This window comes from Sphingomonas sp. Xoc002, from assembly GCF_050408055.1.
Taxonomy (GTDB): Bacteria; Pseudomonadota; Alphaproteobacteria; order Sphingomonadales; family Sphingomonadaceae; genus Sphingomonas; species Sphingomonas yabuuchiae.
Genome location: NZ_CP191175.1, coordinates 1,678,703 through 1,695,538, shown reverse-complemented (window position 1 = coordinate 1,695,538; position 16,836 = coordinate 1,678,703). Strand labels below are relative to the sequence as shown.

Here is a 16,836-nt window from a genome sequence, read left to right as displayed (position 1 = left end):
CATGATCGACCGCATCGTCACCTTTTCGGTGGAGCGGCGCTGGTTCGTCCTGCTCGTCACCGCCATCGCCGCGATCATCGGAGGGTGGGCGCTTGCCCGCCTGCCGATCGACGCGGTGCCCGACATCACCAACAACCAGGTGCAGATCAACGTACGCGCCCCTTCCCTCTCCCCCGAGCTGGTGGAGAAGCAGGTCGCGTTTCCGATCGAGACCGCGCTCGCGGGCGTTCCCGGCCTCGAATACACCCGGTCCTTAAGCCGCAATGGCTTTGCCCAGGTGACGGCTGTCTTCACCGACGCGACCGATATTTACTTCGCGCGCCAGCAAGTGGCCGAACGCCTACGCACCGCCGAGGAGAGCTTGCCGAGTGGCGCGACGCCCGAAATGGGGCCGATCGCGACCGGCTTGGGCGAGGTCTATATGTGGACGGTGCGGCTCGCGCACCGTCCCGAGGACAAGCACGCCCCCGGCGCGCCCGGCATTCAGCCGGACGGCAGCTACATCACGCCCGAGGGCGAGCGGCTGACCAGCCAGGCCGATCAGGCGACGTATCTCCGCACGGTGCAGGACTGGATCGTGACGCCGCTGTTGAAGAACACGGGCGGGCTTGCCGGCGTCGACGCGATCGGCGGCTATGTGAAGCAGTATCAGGTCGTCCCAGACGTTCAGAGGCTGGCGGCGCTCCGCCTGAGCCTGAACGACCTCGCGACCGCATTGGAGGAGAACAATACCGGCGTCGGCGCCGGCGTGGTAGATCGCAACGGCGAAGGGCTGGCGGTCCGATCCGATGCCCGCATCGCGGACGCGAGCGAGCTGGCGCGCACCGTTGTCGCCACCCGCGAGGGCGTGCCGATCCTGTTGAGCCAGGTCGCGACCGTGAAGACCGGCCAGGCGATCCGCATGGGATCGGCATCGGAAAACGGTCGCGAGGTCGTCGTCGGCACCGCCGTCATGCGGATCGGCGAGAACAGCCGCTCGGTGGCATCGGCTGTCTCGGACCGCTTGGGAGAGATCCACGCTTCGCTGCCCACGGACGTGATCGTGCAGCCGGTTCTCGACCGCACCGCGCTCGTCAACTCGACCATCAAGACCGTGGCGAAGAACCTCTCTGAAGGCGCGCTGCTCGTCGTCGTCGTGCTGTTCCTGTTGCTCGGCAACTTCCGTGCGGCGCTGATCGCGGCGCTGGTTATTCCCGTCACCATGCTGCTCACCAGCTTCGGAATGCTCCGGGGCGGCGTGTCAGCGAACCTGATGAGTTTGGGCGCGCTCGACTTCGGCCTGATCGTTGATGGAGCGGTCATCATCGTCGAAAACGCGCTACGTCGCATGGCCGAGCGCCAGCACGCGCAAGGCCGTGTCCTCGACCTAGAGGAACGCCTGTCCGTCGTCGCCGGCGCGGCGCGCGAGATGATCCGCCCGTCCGTGTTCGGTCAGGCGATCATCATTCTCGTCTATATCCCGCTGCTCACCTTGAGCGGGGTGGAGGGCAAGACGTTCACGCCGATGGCGCTAACCGTCATCATCGCGCTCGCCTTTGCGTTCGTGCTGTCGCTGACCTTCGTGCCCGCCATGCTGGCGATATGGCTCAGCAAGCCGGTCGATGAGAAGGAGGGCCGGACCATGGCGTGGCTGAAAGCGCGTTACGAACCGGGCCTCGACAAGGCGATGCGACGCCCGACGATGACGATCGGCGTGGCGATCGGCGCGTTCACGCTGGCCATAGGGGCCAATTCGACCTTGGGGCAGGAGTTCCTGCCCCAGCTCGATGAGGGCGACATGCTCGCGCAGGCGGTCCGCATCCCCGGCACATCGGTCGAGCAGGCCCAGGCGATGCAGTTCCAGGTGGAGAAGGCCATCGCTCGCGTGCCCGAGGTTCGGTTCGTGTTTTCGAAGACCGGCACGGCCGAGCTGGCATCCGACCCTATGCCGCCCAATGTGTCGGACACCTTCATCATCATGAAGCCGCGTGCGGAATGGTCCGATCCCAAGCTGTCGAAGGCCGAGCTGGTGGAGAAGATCGAGGCGGCATTGGCGGTGCTTCCCGGCAACGCCTACGAGATCACGCAGCCGATCCAGATGCGGTTCAACGAGCTAATCGCCGGCGTCCGCAGCGACGTGGCGGTCAAGGTGTTCGGCGATGACTTCGCCACCATGAACCAAACCGCCGACCAGATCGCGGGCATCCTTCGCAAAGTGGAGGGCGCGGCCGACGTGAAGGTGGAGCAGACCGAAGGACTACCCATGCTCGATGTCCGTCCCAACCGGGATGCGATGGCGCGTCTCGGCATAACCGCCCGCGCCATGCAAGACACGCTTGCCGCGGCGGTCGGAGGACGTGACGCCGGCATGATCTTCGAGGGCGACCGGCGGTTCGCGGTGATGATCCGGTTGGGCGACGCGCAGCGGGCCAATTTCGAGACGTTGGGCCAGGTGCCGGTGCCAACACCTGATGGCGCGTTCGTGCCGCTGGCGAGCGTCGCCGACATAGCGGTAACGGACGGTCCGAACCAGATCAGCCGCGAGAACGGCAAGCGCCGCGTGGTGGTGCAGGCCAACGTCCGCGGTCGCGACGTGTCGAGTGTCGTCGCCGACGCGCAGGCGGCGATCGGCCGCGAGGTTCGGCTTCCCGCGGGCACCTATCTCGAATGGGGCGGCGCGTTCGAGAATCTGGCGTCCGCGCGCGATCGGCTCGCGCTGGTCGTGCCCGCGTGCTTCGCGCTAATCCTGCTGTTGCTCTACGGCGCGCTCCGCAGCGTTCGAGACGCCGCGATCGTGTTTACCGGCGTGCCGCTCGCCTTGGTAGGCGGCGTGCTGGCGTTGTTCCTTAGAGGGATGCCGTTCTCGATATCGGCCGCAGTTGGGTTCATCGCCCTGTCCGGCATCGCGGTCCTCAACGGCCTCGTCATGGTCACGTCGATCCACGACCTGATGGAGCGCGGCATGGAGCGCGCCCAGGCGGCGCATAAGGGGGCAATGGCCCGGCTTCGGCCGGTTGTGATGACGGCGCTCGTTGCATCGCTTGGCTTCGTGCCGATGGCGCTGGCGTCGGGAGCCGGAGCGGAGGTGCAGAAGCCATTGGCGACCGTCGTCATCGGCGGTCTCATCTCGGCGACATTGCTCACCTTGTTCGTGCTGCCGACGCTCTACGCCCGGTTCGGGAAATACGAGCAACCCGCCCAGCGCGACCCACACCCCATTTTGCCCGCCGTGGCACCGGCTCACTAGGAGAAGAACCATGGACGATCATGGCACGGGCGGACATGCCCATGACCACACCGCCGGGGCGAACGCGAAGGCGCTGACTTGGGCGCTGGCGCTCACATCGATCTACCTTGTCGCCGAGGTGGTCGGCGCGTTCGTGTTCAACAGCCTCGCGCTGTTGTCGGACGCGGCGCACATGATGACCGACGTGGCGGCGCTCGCCATCGCGTTGCTCGCGATCCACATCGGCCAGCGCCCGGCCGATGACAGGCGGACGTTCGGCTACAAGCGGTTCGAGATACTTGCGGCGGCGTTCAACGCGCTGCTGCTGTTCGCGGTCGCGATCTATGTGCTGGTGGAGGCCGTGCAGCGGTTCCGCGAACCCGAAGCCGTGCAATCGACGGGAATGATGATCGTCGCCGCGATCGGGCTGCTGGTGAACCTCATATCCATGCGGCGGCTGACGGCGGGCAAGGATGCTAGCATGAACGTCGAGGGTGCCTACCTTGAGGTATGGGCCGACATGATCGGTTCGGTGGGCGTAATGCCGGGGCGCTCGCGATCCGATTCACCGGTTGGACGTGGGTCGATCCCGTTGTGGCGATCGGCATCGGACTATGGGTGTTGCCGCGAACCTGGGTGCTGCTGCGGGACACGATCAACGTGCTGCTGGAAGGCGTCCCAGGCGGGATCAAGCTACCCGAGCTGCGCGGCGCGATCGCTGGCGTTCCGGGCGTCGCAGGGGTTCACGACCTTCACGTATGGTCGATGGCAACCGAAGAGGTGAGTTGCACCGCGCATATCACCTTGGCCGAGGGTGCTGACTCCGACACGATCAGAAAGGCCGTCGCGGACACGCTCCATAATCGGTTCGGGATCAAGCATTCGACGATCCAGACCGAGGGTGCGGGCGAGGTGTGCGAGGACGACGAGCACCTGCACCCGTAGGTGTCACAACCGATCGGTGTGTGACACCTGCGGCTGCACGGCGTTTCGCGTCTGCTACTCTCCGCACCTCCCGTTATGCTGCTCCCGAAAGATGCTGGAACAGGATCGATCCGCCGATAGCGACGAGTACGAAACCGCCGAGAATACCTGCGTAGCGGCCAAGATATGGACCGACGTGCCTGCCGAGGACCATGCCGCCGGTCGCGACAACAGTCGTGATGCCGCCGATCACGGCGCAGGCGATCCACAGGTTCACGTCCATCAGCGCTAGCGACACGCCCACGGCGGCGGCATCAATGCTGGTGGCGACCGCGGTCGCGGCGAGACGCCAGAAGGCAAGGTTCGATGCTCCGGCACCATCGGCCTTTTCACCTTTCTGCTGCACGGCCTCGCGGATCATGTAGACGCCGACTGCCAACAGAAGCCCAAAGGCGACCCAGTGGTCGTAGCTGGCGATCCAGTCGTTCAGCATGTAGCCGAGGAGATAACCAAGGGCGGGTGTCAGCGCTTCGAAGAATCCGAAAATCACGCCGACACGCATCGCGTCGGACCACCGGCTTTTCTGCTCGGCTGCTCCCTTGCTGAGCGATGCGGCGAAGGCGTCAACAGATAGGCTGGCGCCAAGCGCGCCGAGCGTCAGTATTCCGGTCATCATATATCCTTGGGCCACAACCGAACGACGCGATCCACCCCTGGCCATGAAAGAGGTGATGCATCGTTGGTCTCGCCTGGCAGGATCACACCTGCTGCCGTGGCCTCAGATACTCAACCGAGCACCCAAGAATGTTGACGACGGCCCCGCAATCAGCGGGTAGCTACTCCCCAAGAGTGGAACCCCAATATCTGGGGCGCGGACCAACCGCAACCGCAGATGCGACTGATGCGGTGCGATTGCCACAAGCTATCCCAAGGTAGTGCCGGCGTGGCAGTTAGCCGGTGCGTCGCCTTTGGTGCTGCCATTCGGCTCGCATGTGTCACGACAGGATGGCTCTGACGCTATGCTAGGCTGATCCAGCTGTGCGCGCGGACCTCGTCTTACGCAGCCAATGGAGAATGCCAGTTGAGAATAGCAGCGCCGGGATGAACCCTAGCAGGACGGCAAGGATGCGTGTCGGCAAGCCTCCAATCGTTCCGTCGTGCAACGTGCGTATCCAGCTCGTGATAGCAGTCCCGCTGCCGGCGCGTCGAACATCATGCACCGCCAGCACCTGGCCTGAGAACTGGTCGATAAACACGTAGCTGCCTGGGAAGCGCCGGTGAGGATCGCCGGGCACCTGAAGCCGCACACGGATCGACGAATTGTTTGCAGCAGGCATATCAACAAAGACGATGCGGCCGTCCGGCAACGCCCGGTGTGCCGCCCCGAGCGCTTGGACGATGCCGATCCGGCCAGCGGCATCGCCGTTAGACTTCGGAGCCGGTATGGCGGAGGGCCGTAACAGGACCTGTGTGACAGCGGGTAAAGCCAGCAGCACGCCAGTCGCAACCAGCAAGAACAGGAACGCCAGGCTCCAGAGACCGGACAGCTTGTGCAGGTCGCGCAGTCGGCGGATTGGCGCTGCGTCGCGTTTGAAGGCGACCGCCTTTCGCCAGCTTCCGCGCGGCCACCACGCCAGGATGCCGCTGATGAGCAGCATCAGCATCGCTCCACCCGACCAGCCCACCACCTGACCACCGAAGTCGCCGGCGAGCAGCGCCATGTGGAGCTGGTAGAGCCAACTCATCAGGTAGCCGCCCCAAGGTTCGGCACGGATGATCCGCCTGCCATCGGGCGAGAACCAGACCATCATCCGATCGGCGTGGTGGCCGTGTCCGGATGACGGGTAGAAGCGCGCCGGAATGGTGCCGCCTTCGCCAGTCACTTCGATCGTCCACTTGCCGGCCGGATCGTGCCAGCGGGCGCGCCCGGTCGCCAGCGCCCGGTCCCACACGGATGAGGCCATATCCGGCGCGGGACCGGCCTGCCCGATCCGGACGGCAGGATGGAGCGCGGCGTCGATGCCGGTGTAGAACACCAGCGCCGACCCGGTGAGGCCCAGCACCGCGAACAGCAGCCCCAGGCTCAACCCCAGCCAGAGATGAACGCTGCGCACGAAGATGCGCGTGCGTGACGCTGCCGATCGGCGATGCTCGGTCATCAAAACCGCGTCGCCAGCGCCACCTCGAACGAGCGTGGCGCGCCGATATAGACGTTGGTGGTCGGGTAGCCGGAATATTCGCCGTAGAAGGCGTTCGTCAGGTTCCGGCCGCGCAGCGTCAGGGTCGCTTGTGGTGCGACCGGGAACGAAAGGCTGGCATCCAGCACGGTATGCCCAGCGACCCGGATGGTGTTGGCCGTGTCGGTGTAGAAGGCGCTGGCGTGTCGCATGAAGCCGCCCAGCGTCACCTTGTCGGCAATGGTGTAGAGCGCCGAGGCGTTCACCGTGGTCGAGGGGACGTTGATCGGGCGGTTTCCGCTCCGGTCGATCCGGGCGCCACTCACCAATTCGGATAGCTCGTCATACTGTGCGTCGGTGTAGGAGACGCCGCCCGAGAGGCGCAGCGCCTTTATGGGCGCGAGGACGCCGGACAGCTCGACGCCTTGCGAGGATTGCCGCCCACTTTGCACGGCCAGCGCCGGATTGGTCGGATCGCGCGTCAGGATGTCCTTCTGCTCAATACGATAGACGGCGCCGGTGACGCTTGCTCGTCCGCCCCATCCGCTCGCCTTGAAACCGGCCTCGTAGGCGCGGCCCTTTGTGAGCCGAAATCGGCTATTGGCGATCGAGGCCAGCAGAATCGAGGACACCGGCGATACCGCCGTCGTATATTGCGCGTAGAGCGTCAGGCCCGGAGTCATGTCCCAGGTCGTGCCCGCCCGCCATGACACGGGATCGAAGGTCGGGCTGTTGTGATCGATCGCGCCGCTGACATTCTGGATCGTCGCCCGGTCCAACTCCATGTGGTCCCAGCGCACCCCACCGACCAGCAGCCACTTGGGCGTCAGGTTTAGCGCGTCCTCGGCGAACACGGACGTCTGCTTCAGCTTGGAGTCGAAGGTGACGTCGCCGGCCGTATAGATTGCCGGTCCCGTGGGCAGGGGCGCGACGGCCGGTTTGCGCACGTCCACCGCCGGCAGGGCTGAGGTGGGGGCCGTCTGGCGCAGGCTGATGAAATCGGTGTCGTTATGCTCGACGCCCAGGCTGAAGCGGTTGCGCAGGCCCGCGATCCGGCTGTCGTTGCCGATCACTCCGCGCGCGTTCCAGAACTGGTGATCGTGGCGGAAATCCTGATAGGTCTGGCGGAAGCTGCCGTTCGGGAAGGCCGCAGTGGGGGCGACGAAGGTCTGGCTGTCCGCCAGCAGGAATTGGCGATCGGCGGTATAGCCGGTCAGGTCGAGCGCGAAGGTCCACCCGCTCCCGATCGACCAGTCGAGCCGCGAGCGCACGGTCGTCTCGTCGGCACCGGAATAGCCACCTTGGGGATTGTAGTTGCGCCGTCGCAGCGCGCGATCGGCGACCAAGCCGTTCGCCGTCGTGACGGCATCTGTCGGACGTAGCGCATACTGACCGGGAATCAGCGGCAGGCCCTGATAGGTGGCGTCGTAGCGATCCTCAAAATGATCGACTGCGACGAGTAGCGAGAGGCGGTCGCTTGGCTTCCACAGCGCGCTCGCGGTCAAACCGGCCGAGAAGGTGTCGTTGTTGTCCACATCATAGAGGCTGTTCGAGCGCTGGTAGCTGGCGTCCGCCCGCACCGCGATCGTAGCCGATACCGGTAGGTTGATCCCGCCGGCCGCGAACACAGTGTCGAAGCTCCCTAACGATAGCAGCGTGTCGAGGTGGCGTTCGCCCAGCACTGGCTTGCGCGTCACCTTGTTGATGACACCAGCCAATGCGCCTTCGCCATAGAGGACAGATGCCGGTCCCTTCAGCACTTCGACCCGATCATAGTGCCAGTTGTTGCTGTCACGCTGGACGACGGTCGATGCCGACACCCGCACGCCATCCTGAAGGACCGACACGGTGTTGCCTGCGAAGCCGCGCAGGCTGACAACGGCCGGGTTGCCGGGCACGTTACCCGCGATGGCACCCACCACGTCGTTGAACGTCTCGCGCGCGGTACGCAGGCCCCGCACCTGTAGGTCGTCCTGCGTCAGCACCTCGACGCTCGCCGGTGTCTCCCGGATTGTCAGGCTGAGCCGGCTTGCGGCTTGGGCCTGATCGTTAAGTTTGAGCGGATCACGCTGGCCGGTGACGACGATCGTCGCATCGGTGCGTTCTTCGGACGTGGTGTCAGTGCTTCGCACCTGTGCGCCGGCCGGAATAGCCAGCAGCAGGCCCGGCACGGCAGCGCCGGCCAGCAAATAAGTTCGGATCATGGAAATACCTTCGACCGGCCTGGCGCGTGATTCGCGCTAGGCAGCAGTTCATGGACGCGCCTTATGGGGCGGCGCGGAATGACAGGTCAGAGGTAGGTCGGAGGGCCGCGCAAGGGCGGTCGCAGAAACGCCGGCTGCGGCGGGGCAGGCAGAGCGGTCGCCGCCAGACCGATGGCTAGGACAAAGGCAATCAGCGCGGCAAGCTGGATCGGGTCGATCGGACCCAGGACGGCCGCTGACAGCCCGGAGAATGCACAGGGCATCTCGGCCTTGCCATGATCCTTCGACTTGCCGTGGTCCGCCGTGTCGCCGTGCATTCCCGGCATGTCCATCGCCATCGCCGCGGGTGCGACGCCCGAGCAGATGGTGATGACGAAGCGGCCATGATCGCTGTCGATCATGTAGCCGGTCGGAACCAGCAGCTTCAGCAGCAACGTGGCGGTGCAGATCAGCACGGCAAAGCGGCGTTGCGCCAGAAGATGCCGGAGGGCCTGCACTGGAGCCGATTACTCGTGCCGGCGTGCGGTGTCACTTGGACAATCCGCCCCGGCTCCCGCCAGTGTCACAACCGGTCGGTTTTGACACTGCAGACGCGACCACGGTTTTCCAGGGGTTTGCGTGTGTCAGAGCCCCGATTCAGAATATCAGCTTCCAAGACCGGCAACTTGCCTCGGCTACGTCTGCCTTTGGGTCGCTTCCTGCCGGGCAGCCTAGCGGCCGCGAGGACCCACTTCAGGCCGTTAGCGACGCGTTTCCCCCTTCCAACTTCCGACGTTCGTTCATTCGGCTCAAGTCGGCCGGCAGGACCAGGTCGGCGCCGATTTAGCTCCCATGCTCTCCGCATGCCTTGCTAATTGCTGATGTGACAGTGCTGATGCTTCTGCTAGGGCGCAAAAAGCCATGATTTCCGACATATACCGCGATCCGGCATCTCTTCCCGAACAGCTGCGCTTCCTCGCCGGTGGCGGCAAGGCGACAAGCCTCATCCTCGAGCGCGACTGGACCGGACATCCGCTAGGATCGCCGGACGCTTGGCCCGACATCCTCAAGACGTCGCTCAGCACCGTACTAAACTCGCCCGAGTCGATGATCCTGGCGTGGGGGACCGACCAGCTCACCTTCTTCTTCAACGAGACCTATTTTCCGCTGCTCGGCCCGCGTCTTCCCTGGGCGATGGGCTCTCGTTTCGACGAGGTATGGGCCGACGCGTGGGAGCAGGCCAAGCCAATCATCGACGAGGCGTTCGCCGGTCGCAGCCAGCGCTTCGTTGATCTGCCCTGGAAGCTCGACACCGATCGCGGCGCGGCCGACACCTGGTTCACGTTCTCCTACTCGCGTATCCTCGATCCGCAGGGCGAGGTGGCGGGACTGTGCATCTTCACCAACGAGACGACCGCGCGCGTGCTCGCGGACGCTGCGCTCGAGAGGAGCCAGGCGGAATTGCACGAGGCCAACCGTCAGCTGTCGCAGCGGGTGGAGGAGCGCACGGCCGAGCACGACCGCGTCTGGCAGCTGACCAACGATCTGATGGCGACCGCCCGGCTCGACGGGCACCTGGTCCAGGTGAACCCCGCATGGGAGCGTCTGCTCGGGTGGAGCGAGCGCGAGCTGCTCTCCCGCCCGTTCGTCGAGATCATCGATCCCGCCGATCATGCGCAGGCGGCCGACGTGGTCGCGCGTCTGACCGCCGGCGAGATCGTAGCGGGGTTCGTCGACCACGTGCTGGCCAAGGACGGCACTGCTCGGACGATCATGTGGGACGCGGTGCCGGACGCGGACCAAGGCCTCTTCTACATCATCGGCCGCGACCTGACCGAGCAGCACAGCGCCGAGGAGGCGCTGCGGCAGGCCCAGAAGATGCAGGCGGTGGGCGAGCTGACCGGTGGTCTCGCCCACGACTTCAACAACCTGCTGACGGGAATGATGGGCAACCTCGAGCTCATCCAGATGCGGCTCGCCGCCGGCCGGCTGGAGGACCTCGAGCGTTTCATTCTTGCAGCGCAGGGCGCCGGGCGACGGGCGGCGTCGCTGACCCAGCGCCTTCTCGCCTTCTCGCGTCGACAGACGCTCGATCCGAGGCCGACCGACGTCAATCGTCTGATCGCCGGGATGGAGGACCTGCTCGCGCGCACAATCGGACCGGAGATCGCCCTCGAGATCGTCGGCGCGGCCGGTCTCTGGCCAGCTAATATCGACGCAGGCCAGCTGGAGAACGCGCTGCTTAACCTCTGCATCAACGCGCGCGATGCCATGCCCGAGGGTGGTCGGATCACCATCGAGACCGCCAACCGGTGGCTCGACGCGCGCGCCGCCCGCGAGCGTGACCTTCCCCCGGGGCAGTATTTCTCGGTCTGCGTGACCGACACGGGGACCGGCATGTCGGCCGAGACCGTTTCGCGCGCGTTCGAGCCGTTTTTCACGACCAAGCCCATCGGCCAGGGGACGGGGCTCGGCCTCTCCATGATCTACGGCTTCGCGCGGCAGTCCGGAGGCCAGGTCCGGATCTATTCCGAGGTCGGCATGGGAACGACCATGTGCATCTACCTGCCGCGGCATGCCGGCGAGATGCCGTCCGACGTCGAGGGAGACGCGACCGGCGGCACTGCCGCCGGCGGCAGCGGGACGATCCTGATCGTCGACGACGAGGCGGCGATCCGCCACCTCGTGGACGAGGTGCTGGACGATCTCGGCTACACGGTCATCGGTGCCGCCGATGGAGCAGCGGGGCTGAAGGTGCTCCAGTCTGGTGCTCGGATCGACCTGCTCATCACCGACGTCGGACTGCCCGGCGGCATGAACGGCAGACAGGTCGCGGACGCCGCCCGCCACCTGCGTCCTGGCCTCAAGGTGCTCTTCATCACCGGCTTCGCTGAGAATGCGGCGGTCGGCAACGGGCACCTGGAACCAGGCATGGAGCTGCTGACGAAGCCGTTCTCGCTCGAAGCGCTGACGACCAAGGTCGATGCGATGATGGACAAGGACTGACTCGGCCGCTTTGCCTTGGTCATTGACGGATGTTGCTGCTAAGCAATGATTAATCGCTGACAGCCGGGGGGCGGCAGCGATGAGATCCCCCATTTCGCCGCCCTCCGCGAAGCCGCATCGTGTCGACTGAAGATCACCCGAATCACGCTCAGGTCTCGAGCGAGGACGACCGCGTCGCTGCATTGCGACGCCACGACATTCTGGACACCCCGACCGACCGACGCTTCGACCGCATCGTCGCGCTGGTGCAGAACGTCTGCCGCGTTCCCATCGCGCTCGTCAGCCTCGTCGACGCCGATCGGCAGTGGTTCAAGGCCAAGGACGGGGTGGCCGTGGATCAGACCGCCCTCGACACGTCCGTGTGCGCCCTTGCGATCAGGCAGCGGGACGTGTTCCAGATCGATGATCTGGCCGCCGATCCCCGCACCGCCGGCATGTCCCTGGTGACAGGCGAGCCGCATATTCGCTTCTACGCAGGCGCGCCGCTCGTGACGCCGGATGGTCATGCGCTCGGCAGCCTCTGCGCGATCGATACCGCCCCGCGCCCCGGCGGGCTCGAGCCTGCGCAGATCGATGCGCTGGCGCTGCTCGCCGAGCAGGTCGTCGAGCTCATCGGCAACAGCGAGGCGATCGAGAGCCGAACCCAGGCGCTCGCGCTGGAGGAGGCGCAGCGTCGGCTGAGGCGGGACGAGGCGCTCTACCATGCCATCGTCGACTCGGCGATCGACAACGCGATCATTGCTATGGATGCGGACGGCGTCGTCACGCACTGGAGCGCCGGTGCGGAGCGGATCTTCGGCTGGAGCGAGGCCGACATGTGCGGTAGCCATGCCGATCGCTTCTTCACCCCCGAGGACCGGGCGGCGGGAGTGCCCGATCGCGAGTTCGCGATTGCGAAGGCTGAAGGCCGCGCTTCAGACGAGCGCTGGCACCTGCGGAAGGACGGCTCCCGCTTCTACGCGCACGGAGCGATGACGGTGCTCAAGGGCGCGGATCATGCCGGCTTCGTCAAGGCGGTGCGCGACATCACCGCCGAGCATGAGACAAAGGTCGCGCTGGAGCGCGCGCACCGGTCCGCCGAGATGATGACGACCGCGGCGCGTCTCGGCACCTTCGACTATGACATAGCCGGTGGCGTGCTTCACTGGGACGACGGCGGCCGTGCGCTGTTCGGCCTGTCGGCCGACGCTGCCGTGTCATACGACGAGGCCTTCCTGCTTGGTGTGCATCCCGAAGACCGAGCGCACGCCGATGCCGATGTCCGGGCCGCCCTCGACCCGGCGGGAAGCGGCAGGTTCGAGACGGAATACCGCACGATCGGGATCGAAGATGGCCTGCTGCGGCATGTGTCGGCTCGCGGACAGGCCATCTTCGAGGATGACAAGCCCATACGCCTGCTCGGCACGGTCCAGGACGTGACGGAGGCTCGTACGGCCGAGGCGCGGCTGCGTGAGACCGACCTGCGCCTTCGCCTTGCTAATCGCGCGACCAACGACGCGATCTGGGACTGGGATCTGGTGCGCGACCACATCACGTGGAACGAAGCCATCGAACGGGCCTACGGTCATGGACTGGAGCAGGTCGAGCCCACTGGTGCCTGGTGGATCGAGCACATTCATCCCGACGACCGCGCTCGCGTCGACGCGAGCATCCACGCCGTCATCGACAGCGGCGACACGGACTGGGTCGACGAATATCGCTTCCTGCGGGCCGACGGCAGCTATGCCGACGTTCGGGATCGAGGCTTCGTGATACGGGATGCCGCCGGCCGGCCCGTCCGAATGATCGGCGCGATGCTCGACCAGACCGAGCGCATGAACATGGAGCGCCAGCTCCGCGGCCGAGCCGACGATCTTGCGGATGAAGTGGAGAGGAGTTCGGCCGAGCTCGAGCGCCTGTGGACCGCTTCGCCGGATCTGCTCGTGGTCGGCGATACGAACGGCGTCTATCTGCGCGCGAATCCGGCTTGGTCGACGAGCCTCGGCTATTCGGAGGCGGAAGTCGTCGGCCGGACGGCGGTTGACTTCATCCATCCCGATGACGCCGCCGCTGCCCAGCGTGCGCTGGCGATCGCGCAGGTTGGCGAACTGCCGCCCTACATATGCCGCTTCCGGCATAGCGACGGCAGCTATCGCTGGATCTCGTGGGCTGCGGCCCCCGACCGTGGCGAGATCTTCGCCTTCGGCCGCGACGTCACGGCGGCGCGGGAGGCCGACGAGGTGCTGCGAAGGACCGAGGACGCGCTTCGCCAGTCGCAGAAGGTCGAGGCGGTCGGGCAACTGACCGGCGGCGTCGCGCACGACTTCAACAACCTGCTGACTGTCATCCGCGGTTCCGTCGACCTGCTGCGCCGTCCGGGCCTCTCCGACGACAAGCGCATCCGCTACGTCGATGCGATTGCGGACACGGCCGAGCGTGCAACCAGGCTGACGAGCCAGCTGCTCGCCTTCGCGCGCCGCCAGTCGCTTGAGCCTCAGGTCTTCGACGTCGCCGAGAACGTGACGGCGCTGCAAGGGATGATCAGGGCCCTCAGCGGATCGCGCATCGAGATCCGCTACGAGCTCCCCGAGGAACCGGCACCCGTTCTGGCCGATCCGAGCCAGTTCGACACCGCCATCGTCAACATGGCCGTCAACGCCCGCGACGCGATGAACGGCGAGGGTCAGCTGACGATCAGCGTGGGCGTAGTCCCGGTGCTACCCGCGATGCGCAACCACCCGCCCGTGCGCTCGCCCCACATCGCGGTATCTATCTCGGATACTGGGTCGGGGATCGCGGAAGAGCATATCGAGAAGATTTTCGAGCCCTTCTTCACGACCAAGGGCGTGGGACACGGCACGGGTCTGGGCCTCAGCCAAGTCTTCGGCTTCGCCAAGCAGTCCGAGGGCGATCTCGCCGTCGATAGCGATGTGGGTGCCGGGACGACGTTCACGCTCTACCTGCCGGTCGCTTCCGACGAGGAGGAGCGGGTCGAACAGCAGCACCCGGAGGCGAAGGGGCTGGACAAGAGCGCATGCGTGCTCGTCGTCGAGGACAACGCGGACGTGGGCGAGTTCGCCATGCAGGCGCTGGCCGAGCTTGGCCATGGATCGCACTGGGCCCAGGACGTCGACTCCGCGCTCGCCGAGCTGGAGAAGGCGCCGGATCGCTTCGACGTCGTCTTCACTGACGTCGTGATGCCCGGCCGGTCCGGCATCGAACTCGCGGAGGAAGTGGCGCAGCGGTTCCCGACGCTGCCCGTCGTGCTAACTAGCGGCTACAGCCATGTTCTTGCTCAGGAAGGCACGAAGGGGCTTCGACTTCTCCGTAAACCCTACTCCATCGAGGAGCTATCGCGCGCTCTTGGCGAAGCAGTGCAGCCTAGCTGAAACGCCGCTTGAGCGGCATGATCTAGGCTCGCTTCTGAACGCGAGGCAGCCCGATCTATTCTGATCGATTTACGAAAGCGTCGAGACTATCACGCGCAGGACGAGGATGCGCCGAACAGCGGAAGGACCCATAAGCGGTCATTCCCGACGCCCTGGCGGTTTCCCGACTCCAGACATCTATTCATGTCGATCTTTGCGGAAGCGCTGAATTGATATTGCGGTGGGAATGACGCGGCTGGGCGGCAAACCGTCCGCTTTTGGGCGGATAGCTGCCGCTCGCGAAGCCGTGTAGGACTGCATCATGTCACTTTCCGAACCCGAGGTGCGCGCTGTCGGCTCTCTCTCCACTGTCCGCGGGAGGTTCTTCCGCGCAGTCGTCCCAGGATTCGAACAAACCGCACTCTCCGGCTCAGTGCGTGCCGGCCGCTATTCACGCCCACATCAGCCAACGCTGTACCTGAGTTCTTCCGAGGCTGGGGTAACGGCTGCGATGGTGGCGCACGCAGGTCTGACGGAGGATAGGCACGTGCTGCAGTTCGAGGTGAACGCAGCCGACATCTTCGACTTACGCGCATCGCGTGCCCTCGACGAGGTACGGCGTAAAGCTGGCGATCCGCTCTCTGGTTGGCAGGAAATCGCGGAGCGTGGCGGGGAGCCCGCCTCGTGGCATGCCCGCGATTGGATAGAGAGCATCGGTGCGAAAGGCCTAATCGCCCCCTCTCGCAAGGCGCCGGGGTTATGGCACTTGGTGCTATTCAGTTGGAATGTCGCTGGCAGTCCGACCGTCAGTTGATGGGCGAAAACGACGGTCCGGCATTGGTAGAAATGTCTCTTCCTCAGCGCAGTTAGCGCTTGCACAATGTCATTCGCAGATGCAGCATGGCGAGGCCTTTCAGGCATCCTCTCCTAGGGTCAGGACCCATTGATGTGAGGCGCGCGATCTGATTCAGGCTCCGAGAGGAGACTGGAATGAGCGACCTGTACTGGCTGACGGACGATCAGATGGAACGACTTCGGCCGTTCTTTCCGAAGAGTCATGGTAAGCCTCGGGTGGACGATCGTCGGGTGCTGAGTGGTATCGTGTTCGTCAATCGCAACGGGCTGCGCTGGCGAGATGCGCCCAAGGACTACGGCCCGCACAAGACGTTGTATAACCGTTGGAAGCGCTGGGGCGAGGCAGGCGTGTTCACGCGGATGATGGAGGGCTTGGCTGCGGTGGACGCCGAGCCGAAGACGGTCATGATCGACGCGACTTACCTGAAGGTGCATCGCACGGCATCGAGCCTGCGAGTTAAAAAGGGGATCTCGGCCGCCTGATCGGGCGCACCAAGGGCGGCATGAACACCAAGCTCCATGCGGTCGCCGACGCGAATGGACGCCCGCTGAGCTTCTTCATGACCTCCGGACAAGTGAGCGACTACACCGGCGCGGCAGCGCTGCTTGATGATCTGCCAAAAGCACAGTGGCTGCTCGGTGACCGCGGCTATGACGCCGACTGGTTCAGAGACGCCCTGCATGCCAAAGGCATCCAGCCCTGCATCCCGGGCCGCAGGTCGCGCAACGAGCCGGTCCGGTACGACAAGCGCCGCTACCAACGACGCAGCCGCATCGAGATGATGTTCGGCCGCCTCAAAGATTGGCGCCGTGTCGCAACCCGCTACGATCGCTGCCCCACCGCCTTCTTCTCAGCCATCCATCTCGCGGCCACCGTCATCTTCTGGCTGTGATCAATGAGTCCTGACCCTAAAGCCTTTGGGTCGGCTTTCGCCGACCCTTTTTTTGCTAGGTGGCGGTCTGAAATCACGTCGCCACATTTCGGCTCACGCCGTGTTCCAAGCGTCTATTTTGGGGCAAGAGCAGTTATCCTACCCCGCCGTGACGACCTAAAGCCGGACATTCACGCCTTTTTCTGACTTCCCGATATTAACGGCTTGTTAAGCCAATGGGCAATCACCGACGTGAGCTATTTGGCG

Annotated in this window: 9 protein-coding genes and 1 pseudogene; 6 read left to right on the top strand and 4 right to left on the bottom strand. The window is 65.1% G+C overall.

What is annotated here, in order from left to right; translation table 11 throughout:
• Window position 1 precedes the first annotated feature (1 nt).
• Complete coding sequence (locus ACQR50_RS07550; RefSeq protein ID WP_428970448.1) at window positions 2-3,226, top strand: efflux RND transporter permease subunit; 3,225 nt, start codon at window positions 2-4, stop codon at window positions 3,224-3,226.
• A 10-nt stretch (window positions 3,227-3,236) separates the two neighbouring features.
• A pseudogene (locus ACQR50_RS07545) lies at window positions 3,237-4,150 on the top strand (cation diffusion facilitator family transporter).
• A 73-nt stretch (window positions 4,151-4,223) separates the two neighbouring features.
• Here ACQR50_RS07545 and ACQR50_RS07540 read toward each other — a convergent pair.
• The 4 genes from ACQR50_RS07540 to ACQR50_RS07525 form a co-directional block, all read right to left on the bottom strand.
• Window positions 4,224-4,802 carry a manganese efflux pump MntP family protein gene (locus ACQR50_RS07540; RefSeq protein ID WP_428970447.1) on the bottom strand — a complete coding sequence of 193 codons (579 nt, stop codon included), beginning with the start codon at window positions 4,800-4,802 and terminating at the stop codon, window positions 4,224-4,226.
• A gap of 349 nt (window positions 4,803-5,151) precedes the next feature.
• Window positions 5,152-6,288: a PepSY-associated TM helix domain-containing protein gene (locus ACQR50_RS07535; RefSeq protein WP_428970446.1), complete on the bottom strand. Its 1,137-nt coding sequence runs from the start codon at window positions 6,286-6,288 to the stop codon at window positions 5,152-5,154.
• Window positions 6,288-8,510 (bottom strand): TonB-dependent receptor, encoded by a 2,223-nt coding sequence (locus ACQR50_RS07530; RefSeq protein WP_428970445.1) that lies wholly within the window; start codon window positions 8,508-8,510, stop codon window positions 6,288-6,290. The genes ACQR50_RS07535 and ACQR50_RS07530 overlap by 1 nt, the downstream gene beginning before the upstream one ends.
• 86 nt (window positions 8,511-8,596) lie before the next feature.
• Entirely contained in the window at window positions 8,597-9,007 is a 411-nt protein-coding gene (locus tag ACQR50_RS07525; protein ID WP_428970444.1) for a DUF2946 family protein, read from the bottom strand.
• 403 nt (window positions 9,008-9,410) lie between these two features.
• Between ACQR50_RS07525 and ACQR50_RS07520 the strand changes: the two genes are divergently transcribed.
• From ACQR50_RS07520 to ACQR50_RS07505, 4 genes are all read left to right on the top strand, one after another.
• A complete protein-coding gene (locus ACQR50_RS07520; RefSeq protein WP_428970443.1) occupies window positions 9,411-11,495 on the top strand; it encodes an ATP-binding protein in 2,085 nt (694 codons plus the stop codon).
• Between the two features lie 119 nt (window positions 11,496-11,614).
• Window positions 11,615-14,863 (top strand): PAS domain S-box protein, encoded by a 3,249-nt coding sequence (locus tag ACQR50_RS07515; protein ID WP_428970442.1) that lies wholly within the window; start codon window positions 11,615-11,617, stop codon window positions 14,861-14,863.
• 301 nt (window positions 14,864-15,164) lie between these two features.
• The gene (locus tag ACQR50_RS07510; protein WP_428970441.1) at window positions 15,165-15,656 is read left to right on the top strand and encodes an RES family NAD+ phosphorylase; all 492 of its coding nucleotides are present in this window, start codon (window positions 15,165-15,167) and stop codon (window positions 15,654-15,656) included.
• 176 nt (window positions 15,657-15,832) lie between these two features.
• Window positions 15,833-16,590 (top strand): IS5 family transposase gene (locus ACQR50_RS07505; protein WP_428970440.1). Its coding sequence is split into 2 segments (ribosomal slippage): window positions 15,833-16,166 and window positions 16,166-16,590, totalling 759 coding nucleotides; the frame shifts between segments, so codons are not numbered across the junction.
• Window positions 16,591-16,836: the final 246 nt, after the last annotated feature.